This window comes from Gilvimarinus gilvus, assembly GCF_030518155.1.
Lineage (GTDB): Bacteria > Pseudomonadota > Gammaproteobacteria > Pseudomonadales > Cellvibrionaceae > Gilvimarinus > Gilvimarinus gilvus.
In genome coordinates this window covers 37,389-53,247 of the sequence record NZ_JAULRU010000344.1, presented here as the reverse complement: position 1 = coordinate 53,247, position 15,859 = coordinate 37,389, and the positions used below count along the sequence as shown (strand labels likewise).

26 protein-coding genes are annotated in these 15,859 nt (G+C 47.1%); 16 read left to right on the top strand and 10 right to left on the bottom strand.

Annotation, left to right across the window (positions count from 1 at the left end; genetic code table 11):
* The first annotated feature begins 265 nt into the window (after positions 1-265).
* From QWI17_RS06000 to QWI17_RS05980, 5 genes are all read left to right on the top strand, one after another.
* Complete coding sequence (locus QWI17_RS06000) at positions 266-859, top strand: pentapeptide repeat-containing protein (RefSeq protein WP_302721613.1); 594 nt, start codon at positions 266-268, stop codon at positions 857-859.
* Between the two features lie 136 nt (positions 860-995).
* Positions 996-1,397 carry a hypothetical protein gene (locus QWI17_RS05995; protein ID WP_302721611.1) on the top strand — a complete coding sequence of 134 codons (402 nt, stop codon included), beginning with the start codon at positions 996-998 and terminating at the stop codon, positions 1,395-1,397.
* Between the two features lie 188 nt (positions 1,398-1,585).
* Positions 1,586-1,840 carry a type II toxin-antitoxin system Phd/YefM family antitoxin gene (locus QWI17_RS05990; RefSeq protein WP_302721610.1) on the top strand — a complete coding sequence of 85 codons (255 nt, stop codon included), beginning with the start codon at positions 1,586-1,588 and terminating at the stop codon, positions 1,838-1,840.
* Complete coding sequence (locus QWI17_RS05985) at positions 1,833-2,099, top strand: Txe/YoeB family addiction module toxin (RefSeq protein WP_302721609.1); 267 nt, start codon at positions 1,833-1,835, stop codon at positions 2,097-2,099. The genes QWI17_RS05990 and QWI17_RS05985 overlap by 8 nt, the downstream gene beginning before the upstream one ends.
* A gap of 214 nt (positions 2,100-2,313) precedes the next feature.
* Positions 2,314-3,396, top strand: coding sequence for a formylglycine-generating enzyme family protein (locus QWI17_RS05980; protein ID WP_302721607.1), 1,083 nt, complete (start codon positions 2,314-2,316; stop codon positions 3,394-3,396).
* A gap of 444 nt (positions 3,397-3,840) precedes the next feature.
* On the opposite strand, the gene mazF is transcribed toward QWI17_RS05980, so the two are convergent.
* Both mazF and QWI17_RS23615 read right to left on the bottom strand, forming a co-directional pair.
* Complete coding sequence (gene mazF, locus QWI17_RS05975; protein ID WP_302721606.1) at positions 3,841-4,176, bottom strand: endoribonuclease MazF; 336 nt, start codon at positions 4,174-4,176, stop codon at positions 3,841-3,843.
* Positions 4,173-4,403: an AbrB/MazE/SpoVT family DNA-binding domain-containing protein gene (locus tag QWI17_RS23615; protein ID WP_319835119.1), complete on the bottom strand. Its 231-nt coding sequence runs from the start codon at positions 4,401-4,403 to the stop codon at positions 4,173-4,175. Before QWI17_RS23615 ends, mazF begins: the two co-directional genes overlap by 4 nt.
* Before the next feature lie 258 nt (positions 4,404-4,661).
* Between QWI17_RS23615 and QWI17_RS05970 the strand changes: the two genes are divergently transcribed.
* From QWI17_RS05970 to QWI17_RS05960, 3 genes are all read left to right on the top strand, one after another.
* Complete coding sequence (locus QWI17_RS05970; protein WP_302721605.1) at positions 4,662-5,144, top strand: GNAT family N-acetyltransferase; 483 nt, start codon at positions 4,662-4,664, stop codon at positions 5,142-5,144.
* 168 nt (positions 5,145-5,312) lie between these two features.
* Positions 5,313-5,684, top strand: coding sequence for a hypothetical protein (locus QWI17_RS05965; protein ID WP_302721604.1), 372 nt, complete (start codon positions 5,313-5,315; stop codon positions 5,682-5,684).
* Between the two features lie 125 nt (positions 5,685-5,809).
* On the top strand, positions 5,810-5,977 hold the full coding sequence (locus tag QWI17_RS05960) for a DUF7079 family protein (RefSeq protein WP_302721602.1): 168 nt from the start codon (positions 5,810-5,812) through the stop codon (positions 5,975-5,977).
* 10 nt (positions 5,978-5,987) lie between these two features.
* Here QWI17_RS05960 and vapC read toward each other — a convergent pair whose 3' ends face one another.
* From vapC to QWI17_RS05940, 4 genes are read right to left on the bottom strand one after another with little or no spacing between them, the layout of a single operon-like run.
* On the bottom strand, positions 5,988-6,416 hold the full coding sequence (vapC, locus tag QWI17_RS05955; RefSeq protein ID WP_302721601.1) for a type II toxin-antitoxin system VapC family toxin: 429 nt from the start codon (positions 6,414-6,416) through the stop codon (positions 5,988-5,990).
* Positions 6,413-6,643 (bottom strand): type II toxin-antitoxin system VapB family antitoxin, encoded by a 231-nt coding sequence (locus tag QWI17_RS05950; protein WP_302721600.1) that lies wholly within the window; start codon positions 6,641-6,643, stop codon positions 6,413-6,415. Before QWI17_RS05950 ends, vapC begins: the two co-directional genes overlap by 4 nt.
* A 60-nt stretch (positions 6,644-6,703) precedes the next feature.
* Positions 6,704-7,021 (bottom strand): CcdB family protein, encoded by a 318-nt coding sequence (locus tag QWI17_RS05945; RefSeq protein ID WP_302721599.1) that lies wholly within the window; start codon positions 7,019-7,021, stop codon positions 6,704-6,706.
* Positions 7,021-7,266 carry a type II toxin-antitoxin system CcdA family antitoxin gene (locus tag QWI17_RS05940; protein ID WP_302721614.1) on the bottom strand — a complete coding sequence of 82 codons (246 nt, stop codon included), beginning with the start codon at positions 7,264-7,266 and terminating at the stop codon, positions 7,021-7,023. Before QWI17_RS05940 ends, QWI17_RS05945 begins: the two co-directional genes overlap by 1 nt.
* A gap of 182 nt (positions 7,267-7,448) precedes the next feature.
* Between QWI17_RS05940 and QWI17_RS05935 the strand changes: the two genes are divergently transcribed.
* Positions 7,449-7,742 (top strand): hypothetical protein, encoded by a 294-nt coding sequence (locus QWI17_RS05935; RefSeq protein WP_302721597.1) that lies wholly within the window; start codon positions 7,449-7,451, stop codon positions 7,740-7,742.
* A 36-nt stretch (positions 7,743-7,778) separates the two neighbouring features.
* On the opposite strand, the gene QWI17_RS05930 is transcribed toward QWI17_RS05935, so the two are convergent.
* The gene (locus QWI17_RS05930) at positions 7,779-7,988 is read right to left on the bottom strand and encodes a type II toxin-antitoxin system RelE/ParE family toxin (RefSeq protein WP_370659606.1); all 210 of its coding nucleotides are present in this window, start codon (positions 7,986-7,988) and stop codon (positions 7,779-7,781) included.
* Between the two features lie 454 nt (positions 7,989-8,442).
* On the opposite strand from QWI17_RS05930, the gene QWI17_RS05925 reads away from it, so the two are divergent.
* The 3 genes from QWI17_RS05925 to QWI17_RS05915 all read left to right on the top strand — a co-directional run bounded on the left by QWI17_RS05925 (position 8,443) and on the right by QWI17_RS05915 (position 10,801).
* On the top strand, positions 8,443-9,960 hold the full coding sequence (locus tag QWI17_RS05925) for a reprolysin-like metallopeptidase (RefSeq protein WP_302721595.1): 1,518 nt from the start codon (positions 8,443-8,445) through the stop codon (positions 9,958-9,960).
* Positions 9,961-10,112: 152 nt separating this feature from the next.
* Entirely contained in the window at positions 10,113-10,406 is a 294-nt protein-coding gene (locus QWI17_RS05920) for a DUF1330 domain-containing protein (protein ID WP_302721593.1), read from the top strand.
* A 125-nt stretch (positions 10,407-10,531) separates the two neighbouring features.
* Positions 10,532-10,801, top strand: a complete 270-nt coding sequence (locus QWI17_RS05915) for a hypothetical protein (protein WP_302721591.1) — start codon at positions 10,532-10,534, stop codon at positions 10,799-10,801.
* Between the two features lie 73 nt (positions 10,802-10,874).
* Here QWI17_RS05915 and QWI17_RS05910 read toward each other — a convergent pair whose 3' ends face one another.
* Positions 10,875-11,411 carry a carboxymuconolactone decarboxylase family protein gene (locus QWI17_RS05910; RefSeq protein ID WP_302721589.1) on the bottom strand — a complete coding sequence of 179 codons (537 nt, stop codon included), beginning with the start codon at positions 11,409-11,411 and terminating at the stop codon, positions 10,875-10,877.
* Between the two features lie 78 nt (positions 11,412-11,489).
* Here QWI17_RS05910 and QWI17_RS05905 point away from each other — a divergent pair, with 78 nt between their 5' ends.
* The 4 genes from QWI17_RS05905 to QWI17_RS05890 all read left to right on the top strand — a co-directional run bounded on the left by QWI17_RS05905 (position 11,490) and on the right by QWI17_RS05890 (position 14,692).
* Positions 11,490-12,365: an AraC family transcriptional regulator gene (locus tag QWI17_RS05905; protein ID WP_302721588.1), complete on the top strand. Its 876-nt coding sequence runs from the start codon at positions 11,490-11,492 to the stop codon at positions 12,363-12,365.
* 105 nt (positions 12,366-12,470) lie between these two features.
* Positions 12,471-13,004, top strand: coding sequence for a TFIIB-type zinc ribbon-containing protein (locus tag QWI17_RS05900; RefSeq protein WP_302721587.1), 534 nt, complete (start codon positions 12,471-12,473; stop codon positions 13,002-13,004).
* Between the two features lie 161 nt (positions 13,005-13,165).
* Entirely contained in the window at positions 13,166-13,657 is a 492-nt protein-coding gene (locus QWI17_RS05895; protein ID WP_302721586.1) for a helix-turn-helix domain-containing protein, read from the top strand.
* A gap of 207 nt (positions 13,658-13,864) precedes the next feature.
* Positions 13,865-14,692 (top strand): DUF481 domain-containing protein, encoded by an 828-nt coding sequence (locus tag QWI17_RS05890; protein WP_302721585.1) that lies wholly within the window; start codon positions 13,865-13,867, stop codon positions 14,690-14,692.
* A gap of 36 nt (positions 14,693-14,728) precedes the next feature.
* Here the strand turns inward: QWI17_RS05890 and QWI17_RS05885 are convergent, their stop codons facing one another.
* Positions 14,729-15,088: an SHOCT domain-containing protein gene (locus QWI17_RS05885; RefSeq protein WP_302721584.1), complete on the bottom strand. Its 360-nt coding sequence runs from the start codon at positions 15,086-15,088 to the stop codon at positions 14,729-14,731.
* An 84-nt stretch (positions 15,089-15,172) separates the two neighbouring features.
* Positions 15,173-15,784 (bottom strand): DUF922 domain-containing protein, encoded by a 612-nt coding sequence (locus QWI17_RS05880; protein ID WP_302721583.1) that lies wholly within the window; start codon positions 15,782-15,784, stop codon positions 15,173-15,175.
* Positions 15,785-15,859: the final 75 nt, after the last annotated feature.

The window sequence follows — 15,859 nt, the reverse complement described above, 5'->3', positions numbered from 1 at the left end:
AATCGATTCCGCAAAAATATTTGTGGGATTTGGTATAAAATCTCATGAGATGATCTCCTTCTTGATTAACTTTTTTTCGCACTCTAAGTTTAGAAGGTTCCTCCGGAATCTAGAGGAGGAGGTCATCATAAGTATCAAGGCAAGGCAGTCTGACGGCTTTTCCGTTCCTTGTTTTGCGGTTTAACGCTACGCTACCGCAAAACAATCCACTACAAATCCGCAGCTGCTTGCGGCGTTATGCATCATGGAGTAACGAGGATATAAAGTGAGTATTGGAGAGGAAAAGGAGTATTGGTCAAAAACATTTGATGGTGAAGATTTCTCGGAAAGTAGGATATCTTCAACGGAGTTCGATGGCTGTACTTTTATAGGATGTAATTTTTCTGGAGCTATTTTTAGTAGGTCTAAATTTTATGATTGTGAATTTTCAAAATGCAACTTAAGCATAGTAAAAATGGAATACAGCAAGTTCTCAGATGTTACTTTCCGAGATTCGAAGCTGATTGGTATTGACTGGGCTAAAATTGCTTGGCCTAGGCTGATATTTAGCTCGCCCATTCAGTTCTATGATTGTATTGTAAGTGAAAGTTCATTTTATGGGTTATCACTACAAGATCTAATTATCGAAAACTGTGTAGCTCACAATGTTGATTTTAGGGATGGGGATTTTAGTAGCTCTAATTTCATGAATACTGACTTTAGCGGTTCCTCTTTCTCTGATACGAATTTATCGGGCGCAGACTTTTCAGGTGCAACCGATTTCGATATTGATATTTTTAGAAATAAAATTAAAAAAGCAAAATTTGATCGTTTCGAGGCAATTAGACTGCTTGGTTGCTTAGAGATAGAGCTAGTTTAAAATTGCATAACAAATTGCTGCACACTGACACATACTGCTACGCTCGTTTTTGTGTATGTCGCGTAGCTCCATTTTACACAAAAACGCTCTCCGCATTATGTGCAGGTGAGCAAAGCGTTAGTTGTCAGTAGTAATTATGAAGCAATGGAATGAATTAGACGTATTCAATAATGTTGATCTACAAGATAGTTTTGTCATTGGGTGGAAACGCTCAGATGAAACATTTTTCATAGATATGGAAGCTAGCCTTTGGCCTGGGCATCCGGATTATGAAGCTCCAGAAAAAAACGAGCATACATGCTACAAAAAAGCACGGCTATTGTTTCGAAGTCCTTACAAAATAAGAGGGTTATTGCCAATAGATCAAGTTAATGCTAACGAAGTTATGGAAAACGAGATACCAGATTACGACACAATTGACAGTTTTGAGATCGGCAATGGCCAGTTTCATTTGGTAGGTTCATTTGGTGACGTTACATTATCCGCCAAAGACTGGACATTTAAAGTGGTACGTAGGCTCGTGCCAGAGAGCAACTAACAAACGGCTCAAATCGACCCCACTGCGTTGTTCGTTTTGTGCTTTTCCGCTACGCTCGCACAAAACAACCAACTCCGTTCCGGCAATTTAGCCGGGCGTTGGGTGATGGTAGCCCATAGTAAATAGTAGTTGCACAATATATAGGACAGGTTATACTTGTTCAAAATATTGTACAGGTGCATTCTGTTATGAAAGTAGTAAATTTTACTGAGGCTAGAAACTCACTAAAAAGTGTTTTAGATCAAGTAGTTAACGACGCTGACTACACGATTATCTCTCGTAGGGACGCTGATGACGCAGTAGTCATGTCTTTAGATCAGTTTAATGGTCTTATGGAAACGGTTCACCTCCTGCGGAGCCCCGCCAATGTTGCCCATTTAACGAAGTCTATTGAGCAATTCAAAAATGGTCAGGTTGCGGAGCGTAGTCTTACCGATGATTGATATTCTGAGCTGGACTGAAGCTGCATGGTCAGACTACATATATTGGCAGGGGCAAGATAAAAAAACGTTAAAGCGAATTAACCTTTTAATTCGGGATACGATTCGCTCTCCGTTCGAGGGTATCGGCAAGCCTGAACCACTAAAAGAAAACCTCTCGGGTTTTTGGTCGCGTCGAATCGATGAAACGAATCGCTTAGTTTATGCTGTAAAAAATATACAATTAACTATTATTTCTTGCCGCTACCATTATTCTCATTAAACAAGTCTGGCACCCAACAAGGTGCTCAAGCCGAACCTTCACCTACGCTCCACCCAGCGTATTGCTGCGCAATTGTACACACGGTGTTACGCTCTCGGTTCGGCCGGCTTAGCACGGCGTTAAGCATCCAAGTTCCCCAAGAAAAGTAGACACTTTGAGGTACGCTTTTGGCCGGATAAAGTCAAAAGCGCTACAGACACTGGCCATCTTGGGAATGTCTACTTTCTATGTGGAAGAGCAGCTTCGTCGCAATTTTTTCGAACTCAAGGAGTCCTTTGTCATGCGTATCCGCAATCGCTTTTCTTTATTGTTTGTCAGTGCTTGCTTGGTGTTGAGCGCCTGTGCTGAGCAGGAGTCTGACACCTCTTCCACATCCGACAGAACACAGCACGTGGCAGGTACTGCGTATAGGGCCTGCGACAATTGCCCGGAAATGATCGTGGTGCCGGCGGGCAGTTTTCTGATGGGCAGCCCAGCTTCCGAAGAGGGGCGCAGCGAAGCCGAGGGCCCGCAGCATAAGGTGACCCTGGCCAAGGCCTTTGCCATGGGCAAACATGAAGTCACGCGTGGCCAATTCAGGGCATTTGTGGATGCGACCGGTTACCTCACTCAAGCAGAGGAGGAGGCGGACAGGGGCTGCCTTACTCTCGATGTGCGTGATGATGGCAACGGTAATTGGGGCTGGTCGGCGAACCAGAACTGGCGCAACGCGACACTTTATGGGTTGGAGCAGGGCAGCGACGCGCATCCGGTACCGTGTGTGAGCCGGCAGGATGCCTTGGCCTACATCACTTGGTTCAACGAAACCCACTTGCCGCCCGATGAACGGGCATATCGCCTGCCTACGGAAGCGGAATGGGAGTACGCCGCACGGGCCGGTAGCAGCACCACATACAGCCATGGTACCGATGTGACCGCCATGTGCCGCTATGGCAATATCGGCGACCAGACTGCTCTGCCAAAGGGTCACGCTTGGCCCGAATGGGTCGCCTGCGATGATGGTTATGTGTTCACGGCCCCTGTCGGCAGCTTTCAAGCCAATGCCTTTGGTTTACACGATATGCACGGCAATGTCTGGGAGTGGACAGAAGACTGCTGGCATGACAATTACATTGACGCACCGGTGAACGGAGAGGCGTGGGAGGAAGAAAATGGAGGTGATTGTGCCAACCGGGTTGCGCGCGGGGGTTCCTGGTACTTCCACAGAGGGGATCTGCGTGTCGCTTTCCGTTTTATCAACAACCCAGCCATGCGCTATAGTCTGATGGGTTTTCGGCTTGCACAGGATTTGCATTAAAACCGAAGAGATCAGGCTTTTCGGAAAAGTTAATACGGCGCAAAAAACAATAAAAAGGACAGTTATGGAGCGTCCATATATGTCCTCGCTATTCTTTTAGTGAGCTTTGAAATGTGGAAGCTAATCATTATTTGGGTGTTACTTTTAATATTTCCAGTAGCCGCCTACTACGCGACGGATGATTTGCGTGGACTGGTCTTTTATTTTAGCTACTATGCCCCACTTTGGTTTCTGGGTGAGCCCTTTTTTGATTTTTCTGCTGATATAGGTTGGCACTATCCAACCATATATGGAAATATGCTAGCGATTGTTGCCTATTCCATTGTTTTTTGGGGATTCGTTTTTCTAATGTCTAGGAGTAAGAGATTTTTTTCAGCCACTAACAAGCGCAGGCACTCGGATTAAATTTCCGCTTCGCTACAATTTAACTCGGTGCTACGGGCGTTATATTCCCAAAATGGTCGAAACCAAACTCTTAACTTCCGTTAAACATTCAGCGTTAACTTTGTCTACTTTGTGAAGGTTTCTTGCTGACCAGTCTAGTGATTTCAATTGGTCGGTGAGAATGACGCCTTTTGTCTTTTTGGTTCCCTTAACTTTAACTTCGAAAGGGTATCCTTTTTCTTGATTTGTTACAGGGCAGACCCAAGTGAACCCTGTAACATTGTTAAAGTTTACTGGGCTTAATACTAAAGCAGGACGCTTACCCGCTTGCTCGTGACCTGCTTGGGGGTCAAAGTCAACAATCACGATGTCTCCCACATTTGGAGCTCGGCTCATAGGAGCTCACGCCCGGCTTGGTCAATGAAGGCTTCATCGTGGTGATTTTGGGGTGTCACTTTTGCCAGCAAATCGTCTAGCGAGGGCTTGCATGGCTCTATGACAACCGAGCGACCTCTTTGGACTATGTTCACTTGATCTCCAATGTGCAAAGATAGCGCATCAAGTATATTCTTGGGTAGTCGAATGGCTGCGCTATTTCCCCATTTGGCGATAGATGCAGTCATATTAACCTCACTTCAGGTTATCTAGTGGTGTGTATACATTGTAGCTACGCAAGCGTTTCTGTCAATCTCGGGGAGATGATCTGTTATAACAAATGTGCATATCTATGCATGCAAATATAACAAATCTGCCATATCGAAGCCAAACCTACGCTTCGTTTCGCGCATGGCCTTCGGCCATTTTATGCGCTTCACTACGCTCCCGGTTTGGCTCTGCATACACGGGCGTTGCACAAGTAAAATTTAAGTAAGGGAATAGTAATGACTGATATGGTCGTAGATTTATATAAGGAAAGTAAGCTACCGAAGGATTTTCCATTTGAAAAAGAAAATATACACATACAAAGAGCGTTGGCTATAGATAAAGCCAAAATCTGTGAATTTGTTGAGCACAACTTTACAGAAATATGCCCAGGATGGGTGGAAGAGTGTGAATCAACTTTGTATAGGCATCCTACTAGTTGTTTTATTGCAATAAAAAATAAAAATGTAGTGGGGTTTGCTTGCTATGATGGAACTGCTAAAGGCATGATTGGCCCTATTGGTGTGTCGTCGGCTTATCGAAATTTGGGAATAGCAAAAGCTTTACTAAATAAGTGTTTCGAAGGAATGAAAATGGAGGGGTACGCTTACGCAATAATAGGTTGGGTAAGTTCTACGGAGTTTTATGAAAAATCGTGTGGGGCTGTTGCTCTACCAGATAATTTTCCGGGTATATACTCCCGAATGGTTATTTATAACTAGCGAAGTAATATGCATAACAAAACGCTAAAACACCGTTCCGGCCTGTGGCCTCCACTGGACGCCCAAAGCTCCGCTTCTTTTGTGCGCCGTTTAGCTCTGCGTTAAGTGCGGTTCAGCTTCAGTTCATTATTTTGCAGGATAATGTCATTTTTTAAAAGGAGCTTTTTTATGTATAAATATCTCATGGCAGTAGTGGTGTTGCTGGCTGGCTTTTCTGCGTATTCAGCCAATAAAAATGTTACTTATTTGGTCGCATATGAAAGTGAAGGATTTGCGTCCACGCAAATGTACAACGTAGAAGTCACTTCAGAGTTTACGGAAACAGTGGAGCTCGACGGAGGGTATACGCTGGAAGTAATTGGCTCCCCTACGGGTGTATCTACGGTGTTAAAAAGTCCAGCTGGTGAAACCGAGCTGGTTACGAATCAAAGCACCAATGCTTTTCTTAAAGGGAACCTTTTTCTTATTTGTAGCAAAAGCGGTGTTACTAATCGCATAAGCCCTATTCCAAAACAGTTGCCATCCTGCAATCCCACTTAACAAGCGTATTATGTCGCCACTTTGTGGCTGGGACGGCTTACACTTCGCTCGTTCCTCGCTACGTTTCAGCCGAGTGGTATGTATCTCAAAAATGTATTTCTACAGTCTCGTTAGGCATCATCAGGATGAGCACCGAAGATCGACTTAAAGTGTGGCGAGCCTTATCGGATCTATTTCTAGATACTGAAATAGAAGATTATGTGTTTAAGTACATTGCTCGCACCATTTCCGAGTGCGGGCTTTCGCTATCAGAAGCAGAAGAAATTCTCTGGTACGAGGTTTACCCTATATAGGAGGATAATCTTAGAAGTTTTGCCGGTCTACAGTCTCGTTATGTGTGCCCGCCGCGTTACGCAAGCCCAGGTGCTCTACGAAAGGTTGGAAATCCTTGCCTGAGAACAGCAAAGGAAGATTATGCTCAATACAGTACGAAGCAATGATAACGTCGGCGGTTTTTCGTATAGTTATCCCTTTCTTGCGCAGCTTTCGAAAATTATCCGCGCTCTCTATAGCCATCTTTTTCCCGAGAAGCTCAAATACGGTAAGTTCCTCCAGCAAACTCTTGGCAACTTTATAGTCCTTTTCGTGCCTAAACCCTTGAAGTACCTCAGTGAGTATCAGGTCGCCAATAGCAACTGCGCGGGTGCCCAAGGTGTGGTCGAGAAAATCGGCCTCTGTGGAGTCGTTGCCACTGAAGTAGTCAATCCAGACGCTGGAATCCACAAGGATCACGAAGCGCTCCTCATGTCGTCCAGGTCACCTGACCACTCTAACTTGCCCCTAAAGCGCTTGATTCCCTCCTGCTTTTTCAGCCTAATCAGGGTCTTAAGCCCTTGCTCTACAGCCTCCTTCTTAGTTTTTAGGCCCGTAGCTTTAAGCGCATCACTCATCAGTTTGTCGTCAATTTCAATATTGGTTCGCATGGCCGCAACCTTATCAATGTGTATCGATCTCAGCATATATACACATAACAAGCGAGTCAAAGGCGACGCTCGTACCTCGCGCGCTTTACGCGGTCGCTAAATCCCCGAAATCGCAAAATCGAGCGAACCAATAATCTCACGTCTAAAATGGGATAAGGTACCAATAGGATTATTTAAAATTGAAGCTGGAACTGAAGACAACTGAGGCGTTAGGATTAAAAGTTGCGTGTCCTCAAAAGACACTTCGGGGGTTAATCTATCTAAGGCTTCATTTTTAAACGCCGTCTTGAGACCTAGAGGAATTACGATCCTGCTCGAGAGATCACTCAGAAAAGGATTTTGAATATCAAGCAAGTAAGGCAAATACTTTTTTGTAGTCTTGCTGGAGTTCGGGTATACATCAAACTGAGCCATTAGAATGGCCTATATTCGTCGGCAAATAAGCCGTTCTCTTCTACAAAGCTATTGTAAGCTTTTATGGCAGCGGCATTTTCCCGTCTCCAGATTTCCGCACCCTTCTCGGCTAGCTTTTGCTTAAGGGCCTGCTCTAAAGTGGCGGATAAATTCACATTAAGGTTACGTGACTTGGCGAGTAAATCACTGTTTATACTCAGGTTTGTTGGTTTTTTGGGAGCGTTTAGGTCATATAAAGAATGCATCAATGTGTACTCATGCGTATAGGTATGCGCATAGATTACAATGTAGCATTTAACAAAGCAATCTACCGGAACTTCACTACGTTGCTCGTTTTTCGGTTTGGCGCTACGCTACCGCAAAACAACCAACTACGTTACGGTCGGTAATTGCGGCCGTTATGTTTCGGTCATGCGAGTAACTTTTTATGGGTAAATACAGCGTCCATGAATGTAGAAATCAACCCGTTGGAATCCGTGTTGAATTTAGCCGAGATACGTTTCAAGAGGAATTTACTTGGCAGGTTACTTTTTCAAGAGAAGCTACAGAGAAAGATCTTGAAAACAATCACTACCTTGAAGAGGTTGGAGAGGTGATGTGGTCACTTGTTGCTGAAATTACTCATTGTCCGTATTGTGGAAAAAATTTAATGGAGTCTTTAAACAATAATGGAGAGTTTGTATTGTTTGATCCCTCAGGGTGGTCGACTAATGTACTTTAAACATAACAAACCGCAGTATGTGCAGGTGAGCAGGCGTTATGAGCCACCAAGTATCGAATTTACATCCATTTTCTTGTGAAGTATTTGAATAATTTGTAGAGGTCGTTCGGGATCGAACTTATAAAATATTATACGGCTACCTTGTGGAAATTTATGATACCCGTCCTTAATATAATCACAGTTTTTTCCAATGGTGGGCGAGTCTGCAAACATATGAAACGCTTCATCAAACTGCTTAATGTAAATGTTGCGCTCGTCCCCAGCGAGTCTCTGTAAATTTAGCGATAGCCTTCAATTCGCTTTTGGCTCGCGCAGAGACCACTGGAGACTTGATCAGAGGCTCCCTAGCAAAGGGAACCACCCCGTCCGTCGAGACAAGGCACGACATCTGCACGCTTCGGGCCTCGCTGAGCATGCAAGGGGTTTTTCAACAGCCTTGCTAGTTGGTTTCCGGTCGCGCGAGTCTATGAGTGTCCCAGAGTTGGAGTTGGGGAGCACGCAACAACCTAGATCCCGCCATGTTTTAGCTCAATACCTGCATGATCGTCAATTTTGAGCCCTTCGTAGCAAACAACGATTTGTTAGTCGATAATGTTATAAAAAGTGCTCCCCCAAAGTACTATAATCGATAAATAAGATGTCTGTTGGGTTCCCTGCTTCGGAGGTGGGTTCCATAGAGTTGGGTGGAGGTGGAGATTTGGTGAAGAAGGTATTATTTGCAGCTATTATGGTCTTTGGGGTGGCTGTCGGCCCGGCAGCCGCGCAGCCTCCGGAGATACCGTCCCTTATCTCCCCGGTGACCGGTAAAAATGGCGCTGAATTTGCCAAGCCAGCGGTGCTGGGTGTGCGGCACATTAATTACAACAGCGCTCTGGCCCGCTCATCTCTGAGCGCGGGGAGCCCAGTCCGGGTGCCACTGCCGGACGGAACGACTGTAATACTCAATTTCGAGAAGCGTAAACGCAATCCCAGCGGCTCCATGACCTGGGTAGGGCAGCTTGCGGGCGCCTCGCAACACTACAAAGCGATTATCACCGATGACGGAGAACATGTGTTCGGGCGCATTCTCACCCCAGACGGTGAGTACCTACTGCGCACCGTTAGCGGTGTTCAGGAACTGGTAAACCCCAGGACCGCTGGCATGGAGGTGCTGTCCTATGAATATGACGAAGCGATGCCTCCGGCGCGCTCGTCGCGTTCGGCAGACCCTCGTGCCGAAAAGTCGACCCCGGTTTACGAGAATGCCGGGCCCACAGACGTGGCGACCATCGACGTACTTCTGGCCTATTCAACGGGGCTTGCCACCGAGTTGGGGGCAGGGCTGCAGGCGCGCCTGGACTATCTGATCGCGGTAGCCAATCAGGCCTACGAGGATAGCGGAATCTACCAACGTTTGCGTGTTGTGCATACCGTAGAAGTCGCTTACAGCGATACGGAAAGCAATTCAACCGCTTTGTATGCCCTGACGCCGGCATTTACGACACCGGCATCGCTATCGGACCTGCCCACCTTGCGCAACACTTACGGGGCGGATCTTGTCGCCTTAATCAGGCGGTACCAGTATCCTGAACATAGCGGCTGTGGAGTTGCCTGGGTAAACGGCTTCAACAATGCTGGCACCGTCGTCGGCGACGACGACTACGGCTATTCGGTAACGTCAGATGGTCTCGATTATATTGACGGCGGCCCCCAATATTCTTTCTGTAGCGATCTTACACTGGCTCATGAGCTGGGCCACAATATGGGCAGCACTCACGATCGCGACCACACCAGCACCAATCCGGTATTTTCCTACTCTTACGGACATGGATTCGACCAGGTGTTCGGCACGGTGATGAGCTACTACAACCCCGAGGTCACGCTCTTCTCCACCCCCAATATAGACTGTGACGATCAGTTGCCGTGCGGCATCGCGGACCCCGACCCGGATGCGGCGGACAATGTGCGTTCGATCAACAACGTCCGCTTTGAAGTTGCAGCCTTCAGGGATACGGTGGTACCCGAGGGATGCACGCCCGAGGAAACTCTTACGCTGGAGAATGCATCGGTGCCGGGAGTGGTTACCGAAACCTCATGCGCGATAGAGGCCGGCCCAAGCTATGTCGTTACGTCCACGGCAGACGTAACGTTTAATGCGAACGAGTCGATTACCCTTCACCCTGGCTTTCGGGTGGAAACCGGTGGGCAGTTCGCCGCAAACGTGACCCCAGCACCGTAAACCCCGCGCGGCTAACGAAGATCGAAGAGCGGCGCAGACTGAACTTTGGGGTTACGCTTGTTTGGGCAACAAGCGCCACAGAAAATAGTTGGCGAACATGCCCCCCCTACAACCACAATCCAGTTAAAAATCGGTACAAAAGGCAAATAACAATGCGCAGCTACATCCTTGTCGATGTAAATATTAAAGAAATGGAAGGCTTTATGGATTACGCCACGCGCATTCCCGAGCTTATAGAAAGACATGGCGGAAGGTACATCGTAAAAGGCGCAGAACCCGAAGTAATACGCGATGGTGATTCAATACCTCAATATGCCGTCGTCATTGAATTTCCCACCACAGAAGCTGCCGATGGCTTTATCCAGGAAAGATCAAAGTCAGAGCTCATAGATGTTTTTAACCGCTCAACCACTGGTCGAATACTGAAGGTTGATGGATGCCTTTAGCTTGGCGAAACTGGTCATATTTAAATAATTTTATTTTTTGGCAACGGCTTGATAAGGCGTGCCTCTTATCAAGTTCGACAACAATCTACGGTACGAAAAGCGATAAGAGCCCGTAAGGAAAAGCCATGGAACTAAACGAGCTAGGCGATGGCGCAGGGGCCATTTACGACGCAGAGCATATCTGCAATAAAAATGAATTCCCACGCAATGACCGTATCGCCCACTGCACGGAGATTGAAGGCGAATCTCAGAACCTTTGGCACTTGCACAATATACATTATGCCGCGGAGGAGGAAGTCAGAATGGGCGAAGCCGAGTATGTTGATGAGATAACCTACCACACCGTTATCCCAATACATTATTGCCCTTTTTGCGGGGTTGCACTCGACAGCTAGCTAACCATCATATCGACAATACCAGCACACAAGCATCGGCATTGTGATACTTGCGTGCGATACTGAAGAGCGGTTATGCCGACAAGAACTCTGGGTTGATGTCGGGCTCTATCTGATGGTTAATGTAGTTCGATAGCGTTTTTATTGCCACCACGATCTGAAGCTCCAGGTAGTGCTTGTGAGAAAACCCTGCATTGAAAAAATCCTCTAAGACTTTGGCATCTACCCAGCCACGCTGCTTTACAACTGCGCGCACGGTACTCACCAACACCGCCTCCTCTTGGTTGGCAATATCGCCACCTGCCAACAGCGCATCCAGTGTTTGCACATTAACCGAATGCTTTTTCGCCGAAAAAGTATGGGCTGCTGCGCAAAATTTACAGTTATTTTCCAGTGAAACAGCGAGCAATGCTACCTGTAATTGCTGGTTGCTAAAGGACGTTTCCTGCAGCAACTGATTCAATTGCAGGTAAGCTTTTATGGTGACTGGCGCTTCAGCCATGTAAGAAAACAGCTCGGGAACAAAGCCGAACGCTTGATTTACACCTTCGAGCAGCTCCCGGGCTTCGCCGTCAAGGCTGTCAATACTGTGTGAACTGAATGTGGTCATCTGAATTCTCCTGGTAAGTTGGAAAACGCAGTTTAAACCTAGCTAACGGCACGATTAATCACCTAAAATACTTATTTTATGACCTATCGTACTATTATGCTGTGTGAACTACTCAAGCTGCTCCGCCTGAGGGCAGAGGTTTACCATAATGCCAAGGTATGTGGTGACTGGCTCATTCCCGAAAGCGAGTTGGGGCAAACTTGCTTCCACCTTCCGGTGGAAGGCGAATGCCTACTGCTCATTCCCGGAGAAAAAGAGCAATTACTGCAAACCGGGGACATGGTGATATTCCCCCGCGAGACGCGTCATACAATGCTCCCCACCAAGCCACAGACGGGACAACAGCAACACCTGCCCTACAGTCTGGCTCAGGATAATGCTGTGGCGATGCTATGTGGCAAGGTGACTTTTGAACATAGAGCGCACATTACGTTGCTAGACGCGTTGCCTTCTCACCTAATAGTGAGCGCCAATGACTCTAAGAGCTGGCTGCCCCAACTGCTTACACTTATCCGCCGAGAAAGTTACTCGGTACAGCCTAACCCCCTGGTGCTGGATCGCTTATGCGAGCTTATTTTCATTTACGTACTACAAGGATTTTCCGTCAGCACCAACAACGGCGGAATTCTAAAGCTATACAGTATGGAAAAGATACGCCCGGCACTGGAGGCCATACATCGGCACCCTGAGCGGAGCTGGACACTAGAAACTTTGGCACTAAAATGCAACATGTCCCGCACTGTGTTTGCAAAAACCTTTAGCCAAAGCAACTGGACGGCAATGCGATATCTTACATGGTGGCGCATGCAACAGGCCTGGAGTTTATTGTCAGATGGGGACATTTTACTGAACATTGCCTTTGCCGTTGGCTACCGATCAGAAGCGGCTTTTAGCAGGGCGTTCCTCAAGGAATTTGGCTTGCGGCCAGGGCAAGTGCGGCGGGGTAAGGTGTAGTCTATTAAACTGACAGTAGGCCTAACTCCATTGCAGCAGTAGGCACAGATTTGTAAATACTAAAACCGCTCTACTTAATGTGTGAAACCAAACAAGGAAGATAATATGAAATGTCCAACCTGTAAAAACAATAATTTGAGCCCCACCAAACTTGATGAGGAGCTTCCGGTTCTAGGATGCAGGGACTGCGGTGGCACTTTGGTGTCCCTTTTGTACTATCGTGACTGGGCCGAAAGGTCCGCCAACAACGATGAGATTGACTCGGAGGTGTCCGTTGAACAGCCCGAGGACAGTCAAACCGCCTTAAGTTGCCCAAAGTGTCAACGATTGATGACCAAATACACCATTTCAGGCTCCACAAATAATAAGCTGGACCTATGCGGCAGCTGTGATGAAGCCTGGATTGATGGTGGTGAGTGGGAGCTGCTCAAGTCATTAAAGCTGTCAAAGAATTTCCCTGCTGTTTTCAGCGATGTATGGCAAAGAAAGGTACGAAAAGAAATATCAGAAGCGAAACACATTGAACGATTTACTGAAATTTTGGGCTCTGAAGATACCGAAAAGGCCAATCAATTTAGGCTGTGGATAAAAGACCACCCCAGAAGAGCTGAAATATTGTTCTTTGTGGGCAAGTCTTAGGAGCTAACATAAATCTGCATTTGCACCAATTTGGGCTAAATTACTATAAACAAGCTGAATTTTCTCGAAATTGTACAGGTGGCGGGTAATTTGGCGGCTACTGTCGTCACCGACAGTGGGTCAACCGGGCTATGTTTGACGTGTCGCCACCGGAGAATCGCATGCAGATTAGAAAGCTAAGGGAAGACATAGGCCTTTCCCAGGAACGATTGGCTGAGGCCACCGGTCTAAGCCTGCGCACGGTTCAGCGTGCTGAGGCGGGCCACCGGGTGAGTTATGCCTCACTTCGGGCTCTGGCGACGACTTTTGAAATTGACGTCGACTTACTAGAGCGGGAGCTATACGCCATGAGCACAGCAAAAGATGATTACGTTGAAAAGCCACTCTGGGTAAGGCTCTTACTAAGCCTGCCTTCAATCCGAAGCCTCGGGCACTCTGACCTAATAAGGCATGAAGTCATACTGGTTGCGTATGCATTATTTGCCTTTGCGGCTTCCTTTGCTGTGCCACGAGTGGAGTTTTCCTTTGGCCATGTCACTACCACCGATGCTTTGCACTTCAGCGCATTTTCGGCTCTGCTTTGTGCCTATATTGTTTCGGTTACACTGCGTCTCCGACATCAATTTAGCGGGCAGACACCCACTTCAGCGTAAAAATCACGTTCCGCACTCATTACTGCACTGCCTGCGTGATTTTGAGAGGCAGCGGCAAAATCAATACTACAAAATGGCGCTATCCGTGAAGATGCGGGTAGCTTACACGCACTCTCTCTTTTGAAGTTCCCTTTTAACCAGAAAACAAGGTACTATCCAGCCTCCGATGCACCAAGCTGAGAATATGAATTCCAGAGGACCCCAGCTTTGACGATCTTTGCTCGCCTACCCGTATGTGCCACCGTTCTACTTACATCAACATTTGCCTGCGTATCGGCTGGTGCAACTGACTATAAGAATGAGCTATGGGTGGGTGCATACCTGGTCGATCGCTTTGAGGGCACCATGTCTGTCGCCGAGCGAGAGTCAGGCTTTGGCGCCGCTGTGCGGCTGAACGATACGCTCGATATGGAAGAAGATAGCAGCATTCTCAAAATTGATGGACGCTTTCACTTTAATCAAAATCACTCATTAACCTACTCAGTGTATCGTATAGGTTCACAAGGTTCTGTCGAGCTCAATAGAGATATAAATTGGGTGAATACGGCGGGTGATGAAATAACGATTCCGGTGGGCGCCCAAGTTGACTCCGATTTAACCTATACCACCGCTCAAATAGGCTACCTATGGTCTTTTTATAAAACGGACAAGGTCGAGCTGAACGCGGGCGGCGGTTTACATATCAGCCAGATTGAATTCGCCATAAATGGCGAGGGAATCTACACCGGAGCTCAGGCAGAAAAAATAGAAACCACTTTACCGCTGCCAGTGGCATCGATAGGGTTTCGGTACAACATCACTGAAAACTGGCGTTGGTTTTACAACCTGTCAGCATTTGCTCTGTCTTTTGATAATTTGAGCGGCGTTTATACCGACAATCGGTTGGGCATGGATTATTTCTTCACCCCCAATATTGGCGTTGGTGCAGGCATCGGTACAAACACGATTCGCCTGCGCGAAGACACGGCCAATTACAAACTAGAATTTGAGAACAGGATGACCGGCGCGTTTGTTCAACTTGTCGCAAGATTTTAGCCCTTTTCACAGAACTCATTGATGGCACTGGCACCGTTATAGCGTGGCCAAAATTCTTTGTCGCTGGTGCTGATACTCTTGCTCACTAACAACGCCCTTTGCCCGCAATGCTCTAGGTTGCGCAAGCCGCTCCTCAACCGTTAACGTGGAGCGCCCACCTAACAGATTACCTTGCCCAGAGGCGAAATCGTACGTCGTTTCAGGCACGCCCTGAGGAAGAACAATATTAAATACGTGATAAATCGCTATCACTAACGCGCCGATTGTCCAAATCCACCCGAAGACACCTGCATTGGGTATTACTTGTAGCCAACCAATCGCCACAAAGACCAATGCAGCAGCCAACCCAAGGCAAGATAAGGGTTTACTGGGACGAGAAAAACCTGAAAATCTCATGAAATTACTCCTTGTTATCGATCCGACTGCCTGCCTGGCATTCACCCAATTACTGCCATTCAATTTTGTCTAAACAAATACAACTTAGTGTTCCTTAGGGTCATCTTTTAGCACCACGCCTTGCTCGGCGCCAAAGTTAGTCATTTCATCCAGCCCCTGCTCTTTTTCCCGGTACTGCGCCACAATGGCTTTGGCGGTATCGTCAGCCTGCTGAAGCAAGCTATCGCAGTCGACGCCTGGCTCAAGGTTGGTAATGTCTAACTCAATTTTATTCGCCGCCTGTATGGCAATAATATAATGCAGCAATAAATGCTCTTGCAGCAGCTCCACATAACCATTAAATTTTTGCTGTACGGCGTCGTCTTGCGAAGCGAGCTCGGGTAGCAATATAAGCGCGTCCAGATCCACCACCACGTCAGTGATTTTGCAGACGTCCCCTGCAATTTGCGTCTGCGGCTTCCAGCGCATCAACCAGCGGTTTTCACCATGGCGTTTGACGCCCGCCTTTACCACAGGGCTGGCCGTATCCAAACTGTGCTTTAAGGTTTTTCCGTTTATCGCCGGATCAGCAATTTCGTAGTATACGTAGTCGATGGTCTCTCTCACTTCAGCCTGCGCCAGGGTGCTAACAACCAACAGGGGCAGGGCGATAAGCGTCTTTACAGCCGCTCGTTTTGCGCCACAAAAAATTGACATTTTCTCTCCTTCAAATCACCAAAATCACACAGACGTCAAACTATCATCGTGTCGCCAAATTCTTCATAAGACGGA

Bases quoted from the DNA above. Each gene is read 5' to 3' on its own strand.
- QWI17_RS05995 (WP_302721611.1), top strand. From the start codon at position 996: ATGAAGCAATGGAATGAATTAGACGTATTCAATAATGTTGATCTACAA.
- QWI17_RS05990 (WP_302721610.1), top strand. From the start codon at position 1,586: ATGAAAGTAGTAAATTTTACTGAGGCTAGAAACTCACTAAAAAGTGTT.
- QWI17_RS05985 (WP_302721609.1), top strand. From the start codon at position 1,833: ATGATTGATATTCTGAGCTGGACTGAAGCTGCATGGTCAGACTACATA.
- QWI17_RS05980 (WP_302721607.1), top strand. From the start codon at position 2,314: ATGTCTACTTTCTATGTGGAAGAGCAGCTTCGTCGCAATTTTTTCGAA.
- mazF (WP_302721606.1), bottom strand. From the start codon at position 4,176: ATGAGCCGAGCTCCAAATGTGGGAGACATCGTGATTGTTGACTTTGAC.
- QWI17_RS23615 (WP_319835119.1), bottom strand. From the start codon at position 4,403: ATGACTGCATCTATCGCCAAATGGGGAAATAGCGCAGCCATTCGACTA.
- QWI17_RS05970 (WP_302721605.1), top strand. From the start codon at position 4,662: ATGACTGATATGGTCGTAGATTTATATAAGGAAAGTAAGCTACCGAAG.
- QWI17_RS05965 (WP_302721604.1), top strand. From the start codon at position 5,313: ATGTATAAATATCTCATGGCAGTAGTGGTGTTGCTGGCTGGCTTTTCT.
- QWI17_RS05960 (WP_302721602.1), top strand. From the start codon at position 5,810: ATGAGCACCGAAGATCGACTTAAAGTGTGGCGAGCCTTATCGGATCTA.
- QWI17_RS05950 (WP_302721600.1), bottom strand. From the start codon at position 6,643: ATGCTGAGATCGATACACATTGATAAGGTTGCGGCCATGCGAACCAAT.
- QWI17_RS05945 (WP_302721599.1), bottom strand. From the start codon at position 7,021: ATGGCTCAGTTTGATGTATACCCGAACTCCAGCAAGACTACAAAAAAG.
- QWI17_RS05940 (WP_302721614.1), bottom strand. From the start codon at position 7,266: ATGCATTCTTTATATGACCTAAACGCTCCCAAAAAACCAACAAACCTG.
- QWI17_RS05935 (WP_302721597.1), top strand. From the start codon at position 7,449: ATGGGTAAATACAGCGTCCATGAATGTAGAAATCAACCCGTTGGAATC.
- QWI17_RS05920 (WP_302721593.1), top strand. From the start codon at position 10,113: ATGCGCAGCTACATCCTTGTCGATGTAAATATTAAAGAAATGGAAGGC.
- QWI17_RS05915 (WP_302721591.1), top strand. From the start codon at position 10,532: ATGGAACTAAACGAGCTAGGCGATGGCGCAGGGGCCATTTACGACGCA.
- QWI17_RS05910 (WP_302721589.1), bottom strand. From the start codon at position 11,411: ATGACCACATTCAGTTCACACAGTATTGACAGCCTTGACGGCGAAGCC.
- QWI17_RS05905 (WP_302721588.1), top strand. From the start codon at position 11,490: ATGACCTATCGTACTATTATGCTGTGTGAACTACTCAAGCTGCTCCGC.
- QWI17_RS05900 (WP_302721587.1), top strand. From the start codon at position 12,471: ATGAAATGTCCAACCTGTAAAAACAATAATTTGAGCCCCACCAAACTT.
- QWI17_RS05895 (WP_302721586.1), top strand. From the start codon at position 13,166: ATGCAGATTAGAAAGCTAAGGGAAGACATAGGCCTTTCCCAGGAACGA.
- QWI17_RS05885 (WP_302721584.1), bottom strand. From the start codon at position 15,088: ATGAGATTTTCAGGTTTTTCTCGTCCCAGTAAACCCTTATCTTGCCTT.
- QWI17_RS05880 (WP_302721583.1), bottom strand. From the start codon at position 15,784: ATGTCAATTTTTTGTGGCGCAAAACGAGCGGCTGTAAAGACGCTTATC.